The organism is Hydrotalea lipotrueae, from assembly GCF_019249625.1.
Lineage (GTDB): Bacteria > Bacteroidota > Bacteroidia > Chitinophagales > Chitinophagaceae > Hydrotalea > Hydrotalea flava.
This window is the reverse complement of sequence record NZ_JAESDL010000002.1, coordinates 183,720-198,852: the sequence shown is the minus strand read 5'-3', so window position 1 is coordinate 198,852 and position 15,133 is coordinate 183,720. Positions and strand designations below refer to the sequence as shown.

The 15,133-nt window shown below is 38.0% G+C and carries 12 protein-coding genes; 3 read left to right on the top strand and 9 right to left on the bottom strand.

What is annotated here, in order from left to right; translation table 11 throughout:
- Positions 1-2: 2 nt before the first annotated feature.
- From JK139_RS02825 to JK139_RS02805, 5 genes are all read right to left on the bottom strand, one after another.
- Positions 3-860, bottom strand: coding sequence for an MBL fold metallo-hydrolase (locus JK139_RS02825; RefSeq protein WP_074421007.1), 858 nt, complete (start codon positions 858-860; stop codon positions 3-5).
- Between the two features lie 49 nt (positions 861-909).
- Positions 910-2,244 (bottom strand): MFS transporter, encoded by a 1,335-nt coding sequence (locus JK139_RS02820; RefSeq protein ID WP_074421006.1) that lies wholly within the window; start codon positions 2,242-2,244, stop codon positions 910-912.
- 70 nt (positions 2,245-2,314) lie between these two features.
- The gene (locus JK139_RS02815) at positions 2,315-3,109 is read right to left on the bottom strand and encodes an undecaprenyl-diphosphate phosphatase (protein WP_218330538.1); all 795 of its coding nucleotides are present in this window, start codon (positions 3,107-3,109) and stop codon (positions 2,315-2,317) included.
- A gap of 118 nt (positions 3,110-3,227) precedes the next feature.
- The gene (locus JK139_RS02810) at positions 3,228-3,488 is read right to left on the bottom strand and encodes a DUF3098 domain-containing protein (protein WP_074421004.1); all 261 of its coding nucleotides are present in this window, start codon (positions 3,486-3,488) and stop codon (positions 3,228-3,230) included.
- 94 nt (positions 3,489-3,582) lie between these two features.
- The gene (locus JK139_RS02805) at positions 3,583-4,458 is read right to left on the bottom strand and encodes a cell division protein FtsX (protein ID WP_218330537.1); all 876 of its coding nucleotides are present in this window, start codon (positions 4,456-4,458) and stop codon (positions 3,583-3,585) included.
- 195 nt (positions 4,459-4,653) lie between these two features.
- Here JK139_RS02805 and leuS point away from each other — a divergent pair, with 195 nt between their 5' ends.
- A complete protein-coding gene (gene leuS / locus JK139_RS02800; protein ID WP_449555709.1) occupies positions 4,654-7,413 on the top strand; it encodes a leucine--tRNA ligase in 2,760 nt (919 codons plus the stop codon).
- 6 nt (positions 7,414-7,419) lie between these two features.
- On the opposite strand, the gene JK139_RS02795 is transcribed toward leuS, so the two are convergent.
- From JK139_RS02795 to JK139_RS02785, 3 genes are all read right to left on the bottom strand, one after another.
- Positions 7,420-7,884, bottom strand: coding sequence for a DinB family protein (locus JK139_RS02795; RefSeq protein ID WP_074419609.1), 465 nt, complete (start codon positions 7,882-7,884; stop codon positions 7,420-7,422).
- A gap of 23 nt (positions 7,885-7,907) precedes the next feature.
- On the bottom strand, positions 7,908-9,374 hold the full coding sequence (locus tag JK139_RS02790; RefSeq protein WP_218330536.1) for a glycoside hydrolase family 30 protein: 1,467 nt from the start codon (positions 9,372-9,374) through the stop codon (positions 7,908-7,910).
- 684 nt (positions 9,375-10,058) lie between these two features.
- Positions 10,059-11,156, bottom strand: coding sequence for a serine hydrolase domain-containing protein (locus JK139_RS02785; RefSeq protein WP_228733091.1), 1,098 nt, complete (start codon positions 11,154-11,156; stop codon positions 10,059-10,061).
- A 314-nt stretch (positions 11,157-11,470) separates the two neighbouring features.
- On the opposite strand from JK139_RS02785, the gene JK139_RS02780 reads away from it, so the two are divergent.
- Entirely contained in the window at positions 11,471-13,558 is a 2,088-nt protein-coding gene (locus JK139_RS02780) for a carbohydrate binding family 9 domain-containing protein (protein WP_228733090.1), read from the top strand.
- 30 nt (positions 13,559-13,588) lie between these two features.
- Here JK139_RS02780 and JK139_RS02775 read toward each other — a convergent pair whose 3' ends face one another.
- Positions 13,589-14,275 carry an arylesterase gene (locus JK139_RS02775; RefSeq protein WP_218330535.1) on the bottom strand — a complete coding sequence of 229 codons (687 nt, stop codon included), beginning with the start codon at positions 14,273-14,275 and terminating at the stop codon, positions 13,589-13,591.
- Between the two features lie 147 nt (positions 14,276-14,422).
- Here JK139_RS02775 and JK139_RS02770 point away from each other — a divergent pair, with 147 nt between their 5' ends.
- Positions 14,423-15,118 (top strand): ABC transporter ATP-binding protein, encoded by a 696-nt coding sequence (locus JK139_RS02770; protein ID WP_218330534.1) that lies wholly within the window; start codon positions 14,423-14,425, stop codon positions 15,116-15,118.
- The last annotated feature ends 15 nt before the right edge of the window (positions 15,119-15,133 follow it).

Sequence of the window (15,133 nt, the reverse complement as noted above, 5' to 3'; positions counted from 1 at the left end):
ATTTATCCCAATTCCTGCAATCGAAATATTTCTTTTTGCCGAATTCCCTTTTCTGTTTGTGAAAGCGTGCAACATTCGTTCTGAATATCGTGTTCAAAAAACAGGATATAGTTTTCAAGCGTAGCTTTTTCTAAGAAATATTTTTTTTCGTTGAGTGTGGTTAATGGAAACATATCATAAGCCATTACATAGGGTAATGGTATATGTGCTATTGATGGTAGCAAATCGGCCATGAAAACAACGGTATGCCCTTTGTATTTAATTTGAGGCAACATCATTTTATCGGTATGTCCATCGGCAAAAATAATTTGGATGTCTGTATGAAAGGGTGCAGGAACAGGGCTGTCAATTTTGCCGGTTTCAATAAATTTTAACTGTCCACTTTCCTGAATGGGTAAAATATTTTCTTTTAAAAAAGAAGCTTTTTCCCGGGCATTGGGCTGTGTGGCCCATTGCCAGTGTGTTGCATTGCTCCAATAGGTTGCATTTTTAAAGGCAGGTACTAATTTGTTGTTTATTATTTCAATGCTTCCTCCACAATGATCAAAATGCAGGTGCGTTAAAAAAACATCAGTAATATCATCTTTATGAAAACCGGCTTTGGCCAACGATTTTTCTAAAGTAGCATCGCCATTTAAATAATAGTGCGAAAAAAATTTTGCATCCTGTTTATTGCCAATACCATTGTCAATTAATATGAGTTGGTTGCCATCTTCAATCAGTAAACAGCGCATCGACCAGTTGCAAAGATTGTTTTCATCAGCTGGGTTTAGTTTTTGCCAAATGGTTTTTGGAACTACCCCAAACATAGCACCGCCATCTAATTTAAAATTGCCGGTATCAATGGTATGTAATTTCATAAAATAAAATGTTTATTTCATCTTCAAATATGCGCTGCCCTGTAATTGTTTATGCAGCAGCAATTACATAATCAGGTTTATTTCTATAAGGTTTTCCGGTAATAATCAGTAACAGAAACAGCATTCCAATAATAAAAAACACCATTAATGCTATGACCGAATTACGCATATTGCCGGTAATTTGTTGTATAAAGCCAAAGCTAAACATACCAATTACAATGGCAATTTTTTCAGTTACATCATAAAAGCTGAAAAATGAGGCAGTATCTTTTGTTTCAGGCATTATTTTAGAATAAGTGGAACGGCTTAACGATTGTATGCCCCCCATTACCAGCCCAACTATACCGGCAATCATATAAAACTGTATTTCAGTAGTTATGAAATAAGCAGCTGCACAAACGCCAATCCAAATTACTATAACAAATAGCAGTACTTTAAAATTACCGAATTTATCTGAAAGCTTTGCCATGAGATAAGCCCCTGCAATGGCTACAATTTGAATTAGCAATATACACAATATTAATTTGCTGGTAGCCATTTGTAAAACCTGACTGCCAAATAATGTTGCAGCTAACATTACGGTTTGAACCCCCATACTGTAAAAGAAAAATGCCAACAGGAACTTTTTTAAAATAGGCAGATGCCTGGCCTGATCCCATACCTTTTTTAATTCGCGAAAGCCGTAGTACAAAAGGTTGTGTTGGGTTGCAGTTTTGCTGACTTTGCTTTTGGGTAGCCAGCTAAAAGTAATTTGTGCAAAACCCATCCACCACAGTCCTACTAATAAGAAAGATAAACGTGGTGCAAAGCCCGCATCTTTTATTCCAAACCATTCGGGTTTTAACACAAAAACAAAGCATACAATTTGCAATAAAACACTTCCAATATAGCCATATGCAAAACCTTTTGCGCTTACATCATCCTGATCTTCTTCTGCTGCAATTTCAGGTAAATAGGCATTGTAAAAAACAAGGCTGCCACAATAGCCTATGGCTGCTAAAATACAACAAATAATTCCTAACGATAATGTGTTTTTGGTAAACCAAAATAAAGTACAGCAAGCCAATGCGCCGAGATAGCAAAAGAATTGCATAAAAGCTTTTTTGTTTCCTTTATAATCTGCAATGGAAGATAAAATAGGAGAGATGAGTGCGATGACAAAATAAGCCAATGCCAAAGCATAATTGTACAACGAGGCACTTTCTATGCTAAACCCTGCAAACTGAATTTTGTGGCTGAGGATATTACCTGCTTTATTTGTGAGGGTGGTAATGGCGTCATAATATGCAGGAAAAATGGTAGAAGTAATTACTAAATTGTAGGCACTATTTGCCCAATCGTACATGGCCCAACCATTAATTACTTTTTTGGAAGCCGTTTGCATGTCATGTTTTTACTTTAAAGGTACAAGAGGTTGGTAATTCGCTAAACCCAGAAAATTGAGCAGAGTTTCATTACAGGTTACCGGTATAAATTAATACCAACACAACAATACCTACAACAATACGGTACCAGCCAAAAAGTTTAAACCCATGTTTTTGTAAATAACTGATGAAAAATTTAATGGCCAGCATAGCCACAATAAAAGCTATAATGTTACCAATGGCCAATAATTGCATATTATGGGTATTGGTAACTACTTCCGGATTTTCTTGCCAGGTTTTAAGCATTTTATAGCCGGTAGCGGCAGCCATGGTGGGTACTGCCAGATAAAATGAAAATTCAGCTGCCAATTTGCGGGTTAGGTTTTGCTGCATGCCGCCAATAATGCTGGCTGCACTTCTGCTTACGCCGGGTATCATCGCCAGGCATTGCCAGATACCAATAATGAATCCTTTTTTATAACTTATTTCAGTTTCGGTGGTAATGGTTTCTTTTCTAAAAAACCGGTCAATAAACAACAACACAATACCGCCTGCTAAAAGGCTTACTGCAACAGTAGTGGGGCTTTCTAATAACAGATCTATTTTATCGGCAAACAATTTTCCTAATACCAATGCAGGTATTACAGCTACAATTAGTTTTACATAAAATTGCCAGCGGCTGAAATCAAAAAATTTTCTCCAATACAATACTACTACTGATAATATTGCTCCTAATTGTATGGCAATTTCGAACATTTTTGTAAATGCATCTTTTTCAATGTGCATCACAGAACTGGCAATAATCATATGGCCGGTAGAAGAAACCGGTAAAAATTCAGTGATGCCTTCTATAATACCCTCAATAATGACTTGAACTAAATTCATGGACAGGTTTTTGTTGTTTGGTTTAGTAAGGTTTTATTGGCTACAAAGTAGCAGAAAGTAATATTCAGATTTTAAAAAAGCGATGTTCATACATCGCTTTTTTAAAAGTTTTTTTTGATTAAGCTTTTACGTTAGGTTTTTTCAGAATGGCAAAAATTTCTATAATTAAACCTGCAATAATGGTAATGGGTGCAATGGTTACCCGTGTTGTACTATACACTAAGTTGTAATTAAACTGGTTGGGGTTTTCATTCTTACCACCGCTCATTAAAAACATGCCCAGCGCAATAACAACGCCACCAATAATCATCCACTTGTAATTTTCTTTGCCAAATAGGGGAGGCATTTGCTTCGTAATAGCTGTTTTTTTATCTGTCATGATGTTGTATGCATTAATTTAAAGTTGCAATATAGCAAACCCATTCATTTATCTGTGTTAAATGAATATTTTTTTACAGAAAACCGGTTTTAGGTTAGTACAGGTCATCTAACTTCATTTTCAGGTATTTAATCACACTTCTGTGGGTGCTAAATAAAGAAATGCCTACGCCTACCAAAATCATTCCCCCGAATAAAATAAAATTTAGTTTCGTATCATGAATTACTTTTAACTGTGGTACCTGGTTTTCTATCCAGCTAATGATAATAAACAATAATATAATGGCAATTCCGGAACTGATTAATCCGTTTACAATGGCTTTAATATCCATTGGCCGGGCTATAAAACTGCGTGTTGCACCCACCATTTGCATGGTTTTAATCAGGAAACGATTACTGAACATAGCCAGCTTAATGGTATTGTCAATACTAAATATTACAATGAGGCACAAAATACTTGAAATGACTAAAAAAGCAAGTCCAAAACGGGTGGCTTTTTCGTTAATGTTGTTCACCAAATCTTTTGGATATTTTATTTCTGTTATTTGATTGCCAAATAAGGAAATAATATGGGTTGAAATAGCGTCGAGGCTGTCTTTATTCACATAAGCAGCCCGGGCATAAAAGTCAATACTTTCGGGTAATGGATTGGCATCTAAAATCTTTGCCCAGTTTTCATTATTGTCTTTATTCCAAATTTGTTTGGCCTTTTCCTTATCTATATAATCCACATTTTTTGCAAAAGGTTGTGTGGATATATATTGCTGCATTTGGCTAATGGAGTCTTTATTCGCCGTGCGTAAAAAAACCTGCACTTTAATGTCTTCTTTTAAAGCGTTACTTGCCCTTTCAAAATTCAGAAATACCCAACCCATAATACCCATTAACAATAATACCAATGCAACACCTACAATGCTGTTTACATAGTTGGGTTTACTTCTTTTTAAAGATGATTTTTTTTGATGCTCCATACAATTTTTTTAAAACTTCTGTCGGTACAAATGTAGCCTAATCACTTACATTTGCAGCCAGTCAGTTCACTGTGATAGCTGCAAAGTAGTGCAAGATATTTTTTTATGGTTATTTTTTTTGTGTAAAACTCTGCGGTAAGCTACAGTTCATAATACCATTCAGTGTAATGATAACGTTTTTTATTACAAGTTAGTATGATGGAATATAATTTTAAGGAAATAGAGCAAAAGTGGCAACAATACTGGAACAGTGAAAGGGTATATGCAGTTCCCAATCAGTCAGATAAGCCTAAATTTTATGTATTGGATATGTTCCCATATCCCAGCGGTGCCGGTTTGCATGTAGGCCATCCTTTGGGTTATATTGCCAGCGATATTTTTGCACGTTACAAAAGGTTGAAGGGTTTTAATGTATTGCATCCCATGGGATATGATGCGTTTGGGCTTCCTGCAGAACAATATGCTATTGAACATGGTATCCATCCGGCCATTTCAACTGAAAATAATATTCAAAATTTCAGGAATCAGTTAGATAAAATTGGCTTTTGTTTCGATTGGGACAGAGAAGTAAAAACCTGTGACCCCAGTTATTATAAATGGACGCAATGGATTTTTTTGCAACTATTTAACAGCTTTTTTAACCGTCGGTTGCAAAAAGCGGCGCCTATTGCCACTTTAATTGAAGTTTTTGAAAAAGAAGGCAATACACAACACGAATGTCCCGGTGATGCTGCCTTGCATTTTACCGCTGCCGAATGGAAGCGTTTTTCTTTTGCGGAACAGCAGCAAATTTTAATGCATTATCGCCTGGCTTATTGTGGTTATGGCGAGGTAAACTGGTGTCCTGCTCTGGGTACAGTATTGGCAAACGATGAAGTGGTGAATGGGGTAAGTGAAAGGGGCGGACATCCGGTTGAAAAAAAGAAATTACGCCAGTGGTATTTACGCATTACAGAATATGCCGATCGTTTATTACAAGGTCTGACTACTGTTGATTTTAGTGAAGCCATGAAAGAAATGCAAACCAACTGGATCGGCAAAAGCAGTGGTGCCGAAATTGATTTTGAAATAGAAGGGCAATCTGAAATACTTAGGGTGTATACCACCCGACCCGATACCATTTTTGGTGTTGATTTTATGGTCATTGCTCCTGAATTGCCGTTGGTAAATTCCATTACTACACCCGTACAAAAACAGGCCATTGACGATTATCTGGCATACGTAAAAAGCCGAAGTGATCGGGAGCGGCAAGCCGAAAAAAAGATATCAGGTTGTTTTACCGGTGCTTATGCTATTAACCCATTTAACCAACAACGGATACCAATTTGGGTAGCAGAATATGTACTGGCGGGTTATGGAACCGGTGCTATTATGGCTGTGCCATGCGGCGATGAACGCGATTTTAAATTTGCCCAACATTTCAATATTCCTATTACCAATATTATTGGGAATGCTTTTACCGGAACAGATGCAAACCCTACCAAAGATGCCATATTAACCAATAGCGGTTTCCTTACGGGTATGCCTATGCGTAAAGCCATTGAAGTGATGATTGTTGAATTAGAAACAAGAGGTATTGGCAAAAGAAAAGTGAATTATAAAATGCGTGATGCCGCTTTTAGCCGCCAGCGCTATTGGGGCGAGCCTTTCCCCATACAATGGATGGACGACAATGCTATACCGTTGCCAGAAAATGAACTGCCTTTATTATTGCCTGAAGTAGAAACTTATTCTCCGGGTCCGGAAGGAGAGGGACCATTAGCCAATATTCCTGAATGGGTACAACGCAATTTAGAAACCAATACCATGCCCGGTTATGCCGGAAGTAGCTGGTATTTTTTGCGATACATGGATCCGCATAACACTACTGCTTTTTGTGATAGAAAGATAAGCGATTACTGGGGGCAGGTAGATGTATATGTAGGCGGAACCGAACATGCGGTAGGGCATTTGCTGTATAGCCGAATGTGGACCAAAGCCTTATTTGATTTAGGTTATATTGGCTTTGATGAACCTTTTAAAAAATTAGTGAATCAGGGTATGATACAAGGCAGTAGCCGCTTTGTATATCGAATTCAGGGCACACATACTTTTGTTTCTGCCGGATTGAAGAATCAATACGAAGTAAATGCTTTGCATGTGGATGTATATATGGTAGATGGTGTGGTATTAGATATAACGGCTTTTAAACAATGGCGGAATGGAGAATATGCTAATGCTGAATTTATTTTAGAAGAGGGCAAATACATTTGTGGTGTTGAAGTAGAAAAAATGTCGAAATCTAAATTCAATACCGTGAATCCGGATGATTTGGTGGCGAAATACGGGGCAGACACTTTCCGCATGTACGAAATGTTTTTAGGCCCGGTGGAGCAAAGTAAACCCTGGGATACCAAGGGAATTGAAGGGGTACACCGTTTTTTGAAAAAACTATGGCGCTTGTTTTTTGATGAAGTGAAGGGGACAGTTATTCTGAATCAGGAGCCGGCTACTCCACAGCAATTAAAAGTATTGCACAAAACCATTAAAAAAATTGAAGAAGATACTGAACGATTTTCATTCAATACCGCCGTTGCGGCATTTATGGTTTGCGTAAATGAATTGAGCGACTTACATACACATAATAAAGCCATTCTGGAACCATTGGTTGTTTTGCTGGCACCCTATGCACCGCATGTAGCAGAAGAATTATGGCATGTGTTAGGTAATGAGGGATCGGTTGTAAATGCGCCTTTCCCGGCATGGAATGCCAGCTATTTAACAGAATCTGTAAAAGAATATCCGGTAAGCATCAATGGTAAATTAAGAACCACCATTTCTTTTTCGCTTACTGCTACACAGGATGAAGTAGAGCAGGTTACCTTGCAAAATGAAGTAGTAAAAAAATGGACAGAAGATAAGCCCATTAAAAAATTCATTTTTGTAAAAGGTAAAATGATTAATGTGGTGGTGTAGGTATATTTAGTGCATCATTACTAATTTTTTAATGGCCATAATGGTGCCGGTATGCAATCCTTCATGAAAAGGAAGAAATTGTATGGCATCTGAAATGCTGCTTAAGGTAACGCCATAGCGGGTTTGGAATGTTTCGTATTGAGAAAACAGATGCTCCGCTAAATCCGCATTCAGTTGATGTAATGAATCGATCATTGTTTGTTTTATGCGTACAATTTCTTGTTCATCCCATTGCTTTTCTGGTTTGCTACCTCCCTTAAATTGTAATATAATAGATTCATCTACCACCGGTTTAAGTCCGGAACGTATATAACAAAGCCCTTGCTGTGCCGCAATTAAGTGGCCAAAATTCCAAATAATATTATTGTTAAACCCATTGGGTATTGTATTGAGTTGTACAACCGATAAAGGCTCACACATTTCAATTAAGTATTTTCTGATATTTACTATGTTTTGAATAACAGAATTCATGTTGTTTATTTTTTATTTAAAAGCTATTTGTCTATTACCATTGTTGCAATAGAATGGGGTAGGCTAACTAATTGTGTGGCAGCACCATGAATCCATAAATGGTATTGTATGGCCTTATTGGTTGGGTTCATCACAATAACAGCCAAGCTGCCATCCTGATTTTCAAATGCAGTAGTTTCTAACTGGTCTCTGTTCGATGAACTGATAATTCTCCTGGCACCCGGATGCACAAATTTTGAAAACTGCCCCAAATAATAATAGCTGTTGGTGTATAGCAGTTTTCCGGTTCGGGTATCGGCATGTATGGGCGCAAAACAAAAATTACCAACATGGTTAGGGCCTCCTTTTTCATCTAATAAAATATTCCAGTCGGTCCAGGCTACTGTTCCATTATTAAAATCATTGATGAGTGAGTGTCCATAACGTTCACCCAGGCTCCAGTCATTGATTCTGTCATAACTAAATTTTTCAATGCAACCTTCTGTAAACATTAAATATTTATTTGGGTAGGCTTCGTGTACCCTTTGTTCATTTAAAAATTCCATACCACTGCCTGTCCATGTTTCGTACCAGTGATACCCAATACCCCAAACATATTTGGCTGCTTCCGGGTCATCCAATACTGTGCTGGCACGTTGGTACAATAAATCACGATTGTGATCCCATATAATCAGCTTTTTATCGCCAAGGCCACTCCGCTGTAATGCGGGTCCTAAATAACCTTTCACAAAATCTCTTTCTGCTTCAGCACTGTAAATACAGGATTCCCAGGTTTGCCTGGCCATGGGCTCATTTTGCACTGTAAGACCCCAAACAGGAATACCATCCGCTTCATAAGCTTTTATAAATTTTACATAATACTGTGCCCAGGCTTTCCTGAAATTATTTTTCAGGTGGCCGCCTTCCACCATGCTGTTATTATCTTTCATCCAGGCTGGTGGCGACCATGGCGAAACAAATAAATGCAATTTGTTGCCGGTTGCTTTTGCTGCAGCTTTAATCAACGGCATTTTATAAGTTTTATCATGTGCAATTGAAAAGGTAGATAAACTGCTATCATTATTAGCAACATAGGTATAACTGTCACTGCTAAAATCGCAACTGTTAATATTGGTGCGTCCCATAGTATAACCAATGCCTTTTGTTGGATTGTAGTAGGCATCGAGCAATTCTTGTCTGGTAGCTTCAGGCAGTTTATAAAATGTTTCTGCAGCAGCATCGGTAATAGCACCTCCAAATCCAATTACTTTTTGAAACTGTTTCCCGGGGTCTACAAAAACACATACCTGTGTTTCAACCGGCTGATCCATTGGTGAAAATGTTAAGGTATCGGTTGCCGATATTCTGTAACGGGTGCCTTCTGCAGTGGTGTATACAATCACTTTCTTCGCGTTGTATGAATGTGCTTTTGGCGCAGGTTGCGTAGCAGGAATCTTGATAAAACCAATACCTGCTATTGCAGCAAATATGCATGTAATCAATACTTTCATATGGTGTTACATTTTTTTGTTCCTACTTAATGTTTTGCTATCCGTGTTTGTTGTGATAGTACACGAAGAATAACAGATTCAAAACGACTATTTTTGATGCGTATTTTTTAAAACAAGAAAATTTTTAAAAGAATTGTTTTGGAAAGGTACATTCAAATGAAATAAAGCAAAGTTTTTTTTATAATTTCTTTCATTATTGTGCGGCAAAACTTAGCTTAAAAATTGCTGTAATCCCTTGCTGTATAGGATTACAGGCTAAAAAATGATTGTTTCAAAATTGGAGGGAGTACCCCATCTTTTGAAAGCGGCTGAAATATAGTTCTGCAAAGGGTTTGAACCATTATTTTACAATTTTAGTCGGACAACAATAAATTTCTTTATTAAAATTTCATGAACACCTTTGAACAGTTGAGCTGTTCATTTGCAGAAATGTAGCTTCTTTAAAATTGCAAAACTTATGTTACAATAAAATGCTGATAATATTTGGAATGAAATGATACCCGAATAAATGTATTTTGATAAAAAAATAATCATGGTTACATTTGATGTTGGGGGATAGCCGAAATACACTTTAAAATGCTAATATATGCTTCGGGTTAGGCGAAAAAATATATTGCTATTTTTGGGCATTGAAATAATTGTGTATTTGTGTAGGGCCATCGATTCAATCAGCTGGAAGAATGCTTACAAATGCATCAACAATTTCAATTTTCCCCACAATTCATTGTCAAAACCGGAAACGGAAAACTGGCTGCTATCAGCGGCATTGCCCATTCTTATAATAACTAATTGCTGTGAGGGTACTACATAAATTTTCTGATCGTTTTTACCCAATGCTGCATACATATCTGTAGGGGCATTGGGAATGATTGCAGTAGGAAATACAGTTTGCAGGGATGGCAACATGCAACTCCTTTTTCCATTTAGCCATGTTAAATACCCGTAGCTCAGATTTAAATTTTGCGAAGTATTGATTTGTTGATGAAAATAAACGCTATCACCTAATACAGGTATATTACCCCAGTTGCCTTTATTCAATAGCAATAACCCAAATTTAGCCATGCTTCTGGCATTGCTATAATATACGTTATTTGAATTGGGTATTTTTATCCATGTGCCATTCATTCCAATTTTACCGCTTATTTTTTGTTGAAAGTAACTGTTGAATGGCATACCCGATACATTGGCAATTACCTGATCTAACAAAGTGTATGCGCCGGTATGATAAGCCCATCTCGTTCCTGCATCGGCTTTATAAATTAGGCAGGATGGCAAGGTGCAGTAATTATCGGGTACATCATCATCTAAACCGGTGGTCATGGTTAACTGATGGCGAATGGTAATTTTGTTTTCTTTGTCAATAGGGGCTCTTGTCCATCCCGTGCCTAAATATTTTGATGAAATGTCATTGATATTTAATAGCCCTTCTCTTTGTGCAATTCCCACCAATAAGCCTGTCATGGTTTTACCTGCCGATGCCCAATACCATAAGCTGTCTGCCGTAAAACTTCCAAAATATTGTTCTGTAACGATTTTGCCGTTTTTTAAAATAATAAAGGCTTTGGTATTTTTACTTTGCAAGTAAGGATACAAATTATTCAGTGCTGTATTATCCCAACCTAATGTAGCCGGCGCAATGGTTTCCCATGTGCTGCTATTCACCGGCGGAAAGTATAAACTGTCTGAATGCGAACCTGTAGCAGGGGGGACATTTTTTTTATGGCATCCCGTTGCAATGAACAGGCACAGCATTACTGTTACGAATTGAAAATTTATTTTCATATACTTAAGCTATGGTTGGGTTTGACTGTAATGTAATGAAAACGTTTAATCTGTATAGGCAATTGAAATGTATTTTATTTATCCGTATGCATACCAATATACATGGTAGGCCATATTATATGCAAACAAAATTGATGGATATCAAATAAACCGGCAGCTACATTAAAATCGTATTCATTTTTCGCTTTACCGCATAACTTCGGTTGGTAACCATTGCAACTGCCATGTTGAAATATTGCCTTATACTTTTATTAGCCTTGCTATGCATTAATAGGTTGGTGGCACAAAAAAAGAATGCCGCTTATCGTTACACGATGCATAAAATTCACACACCCATACAAATTGACGGTGTAATGAATGAACCGGCCTGGCAACAGGCACAAGTAGCTAAAAACTTTTTTATGGTGTTACCCATGGATACCAGCTTAGCCAATGTTCCCACCGAAGTGCGGATGGTGTATGATGATCATAATATTTATATTCTTGCTATTTGTTACAATACGAGGAAAGGCCCCAATATGGTAGAATCGTTGCACCGCGATTTTAACTTTCAGAAAAATGATAATTTCATTTTCTTTTTAGATCCTTTCGATGACCAAACCAACGGATTTACTTTTGGTGCCAATGCCGATGGTGCCCAATGGGATGGTGCCATGTATGAAGGCGGAAAAGTGGATTTGAATTGGGATAACAAATGGGTGTCTGTTGTAAAGAATTATAAAAACCGTTGGGTTTTTGAAGCAGCCATTCCTTTTAAAAGTATTCGTTATAAAAACGGCATTAAAGAATGGGGTATTAACTTCAGCAGGAACGATTTAAAGGCAGCAGAAAAATCGAGTTGGACGCCTATTCCACGTCAGTTCCCTACAGCCTCGCTCGCCTATACCGGTATTCTTGAATTAGACTCAGCTGCACCCTTGTATAAAAAAAACATATCTGTTATTCCTTATACATTAACCAACTGGCAGAAGGATTATACCAACAATACCAGTGGCGTATTGAGCCAGCGTTTTGGTTTAGATGCCAAAATATCTGTAACCCCTGCATTGAACCTTGACCTTACCATACATCCCGATTTTTCGCAGGTGGAAGTTGATCAACAAGTAACCAATTTAAGCAGGTTTGAATTGTTTTTTCCGGAGAAACGGCAATTTTTTTTAGAAAACAGCGACCTTTTTGGTGATTTTGGTTTCAGCGGCATACAGCCTTTCTTTTCAAGAAGGGTTGGTTTGGATGCGCCTATTAATGCAGGTGCCCGCTTAAGTGGTAAACTCAATAAAGACTGGCGTGTTGGTGCCATGGATATGGAAACACAGCAATTACCCGGGGTATATCTTCCCAATCAAAATTTTTCGGTTGTTTCTTTGCAGCGGCGTGTTTTCCAACGGTCGAGCATTGGCGTAATTTATGTTGATAAAACTTCTATTGGCTACCATCCCGGCAATGATACCACAAAACCCATTTACTCGTTATATAACCGCAATTTTGGATTGCAATACAACCTCGCATCACCCAATAATGTATGGACGGGTAAGGCTTTTGTGCTCAAATCACTTAGTCCGGGCAAATCGGGCGATGCTATTTCCCATGCAGCTAATCTGGCCTATAATAGCCGTAAGTGGAGTGTTATTGGGGAATATGAATATGTAGGCAAAAATTATACGGCAGAAACAGGCTATGTTCCCCGCACCGGTTATGTTCGGTTCAACCCTCAAATAATTCGATATTTTTTTCCAAAGGGTGGCAGCATTTTAAGTCATGGCCCTCAATTCAACCTGTCGTACTATTTTGATGAAAAAATGCACCGAACCGATTATGAAAACAGTTTTCTATACCTGATTACATTTCGTAACCGGTTGAGTATAGATGCTTATGCAGCGCAAGATTATGTGCAACTATTGCAACCCTTCGATCCAACCAATACCGGTAAAGATTCATTGGCTATTGGAACCATACACAAATGGAATACGGTTGGCTTTGATATAAATTCGCAACCACAAAAATTATTTACTTATGCATTCTCGGTACGTTACGGCGGGTATTATACTTCCGGAACACATTTGGCCATTAATTCAACCATTGGCTATCGCTTTCAGCCTTATGTTAATATGAATATGAACTTTAGTTATAATTACCTGCAATTGCCTGCTCCATGGGGTAATACGCCGTTTTATTTAGTGGGGCCGCGTATTGACGTAACTTTCACCAATAACTTATATTTCACTACCTATATTCAATACAACAATCAGTTGAATAACCTGAACATTAACAGCCGATTGCAGTGGCGCTATAAACCGGCATCCGACTTATTTCTGGTATATACCGATAATTATTATCCGGCCCCGTTTATGGTAAAAAACAGAGAGCTGGCTTTAAAATTTAATTACTGGTGGAATTTGTAATATTTTTTTCATACAGCCGCATCATTCATTTTATTTGCATATATCTTTCAGCACCTTCCATACGTTTGCTGCTACTACCATAGCGCCTGCTGTATTGGGGTGAATGCCATCATTCTGGTTCAGTGCAGGGTTGCCACCAACCCCTTCTAACAGAAATGGGATGAGTGCAATATGATTTTTAGCCGCCAGTTTCGGATAAATGGCTTCAAAAGTATGGGTATAGGTTTGCCCCAGATTGGGCGGTAGCTGCATGCCTGCCAGCACAATAGCGGCTGATGGATATTTTTCTTTTACCCGATCAATAATATCCTGCAAATTTTTTTCAGTAGCAGTTAATGGAATACCCCGCAATCCGTCATTGCCGCCCAGTTCCAACACAAAAACATCCATCGGCTGCCGTAAAATCCAATCAATGCGGCTTAAGCCACCTGCTGTAGTTTCGCCACTTACACCGGCATTTACTACATGATAGGGCAAATGTAAAGCGTCTATTTTTTGTTGTATTAATGCAGGAAATGCTTGCGAAGGATCTAATCCATATCCGGCTGTAAGGCTGTTGCCAAAAAATACAATGATTTTTTGTTTTACCGTGGTGGGTATTGGTGCTGGTTTATTTAGGGTATCTTTTTGCTGCTGTTTGTTCCCGGTTTTGTTTTGGTTACAAGCTGCCACCCAAACAATTAAAAATAGCTGAATGTAAAACAATATCTTTTTCATAAAGTTGTAGCTGTAGTATATAGTTGTACGAATTTAAATTTAGATTGTCGGTAATTTTATAAAAAATCTTTTGAATGTACAGTGCATCTCACTAACCGGGCACTGTTCCTTTATTGAATTTTGTTTGAGCAAGTTAAATCAAAATACATGGAAACCATTCTTCAGTTGCAACAAGTAGGTAAAACATATAAAAGTGGCAATCAAACATTAGCAGTGTTAGAGCATATCAGTTTTTCTGCAGAAGCCGGCACTACTTTATCAATTGTTGGTCCCTCCGGCAGTGGTAAAACAACGCTGCTGGGCTTGTGTGCCGGACTCGATCACCCTTCTTCCGGCAGCATTGTACTGCACCAGCAACGTCTCGAAAGTTTAGATGAAGATCAATTGGCTGCCATCAGAAATCAATATGTGGGTTTTATTTTTCAAAACTTTCAGTTAATGCCTACATTAACCGCATTGGAAAATATAATGGTGCCATTGGAATTAAGGGGCGAAAAGCAGGTAAAAAAGCGTTCATTAGAACTATTATATAAAGTTGGGCTGGCGGACAGGGCCCATCATTACCCAGCACAACTGAGTGGGGGCGAGCAACAGCGCATTGCTATTGCCCGTGCCTTTGCTAACCAGCCAGCCATTTTATTTGCCGATGAACCTACCGGTAATCTGGATGCAGAAACCAGCGAAATGATTGTGAACCTTCTTTTCAATTTGAATAAAGAATCCGGTACTACATTGGTATTGGTAACGCATGATATTGAACTGGCATCAAAAACGCAACGTATTATTCGCCTGAAAGGCGGAAAAATTGAATCAGATATAGTTACGGCAATGGCTAAACGTTGATTTACCAGCTTAAAT

What these genes read in the sequence shown, in the direction of transcription:
- JK139_RS02825 (WP_074421007.1), bottom strand. Translation starts at nt 860, where the DNA reads ATGAAATTACATACCATTGATACCGGCAATTTTAAATTAGATGGCGGT.
- JK139_RS02820 (WP_074421006.1), bottom strand. Translation starts at nt 2,244, where the DNA reads ATGCAAACGGCTTCCAAAAAAGTAATTAATGGTTGGGCCATGTACGAT.
- JK139_RS02815 (WP_218330538.1), bottom strand. Translation starts at nt 3,109, where the DNA reads ATGAATTTAGTTCAAGTCATTATTGAGGGTATTATAGAAGGCATCACT.
- JK139_RS02810 (WP_074421004.1), bottom strand. Translation starts at nt 3,488, where the DNA reads ATGACAGATAAAAAAACAGCTATTACGAAGCAAATGCCTCCCCTATTT.
- JK139_RS02805 (WP_218330537.1), bottom strand. Translation starts at nt 4,458, where the DNA reads ATGGAGCATCAAAAAAAATCATCTTTAAAAAGAAGTAAACCCAACTAT.
- leuS (WP_449555709.1), top strand. Translation starts at nt 4,654, where the DNA reads ATGATGGAATATAATTTTAAGGAAATAGAGCAAAAGTGGCAACAATAC.
- JK139_RS02795 (WP_074419609.1), bottom strand. Translation starts at nt 7,884, where the DNA reads ATGAATTCTGTTATTCAAAACATAGTAAATATCAGAAAATACTTAATT.
- JK139_RS02790 (WP_218330536.1), bottom strand. Translation starts at nt 9,374, where the DNA reads ATGAAAGTATTGATTACATGCATATTTGCTGCAATAGCAGGTATTGGT.
- JK139_RS02785 (WP_228733091.1), bottom strand. Translation starts at nt 11,156, where the DNA reads ATGAAAATAAATTTTCAATTCGTAACAGTAATGCTGTGCCTGTTCATT.
- JK139_RS02780 (WP_228733090.1), top strand. Translation starts at nt 11,471, where the DNA reads ATGCATAAAATTCACACACCCATACAAATTGACGGTGTAATGAATGAA.
- JK139_RS02775 (WP_218330535.1), bottom strand. Translation starts at nt 14,275, where the DNA reads ATGAAAAAGATATTGTTTTACATTCAGCTATTTTTAATTGTTTGGGTG.
- JK139_RS02770 (WP_218330534.1), top strand. Translation starts at nt 14,423, where the DNA reads ATGGAAACCATTCTTCAGTTGCAACAAGTAGGTAAAACATATAAAAGT.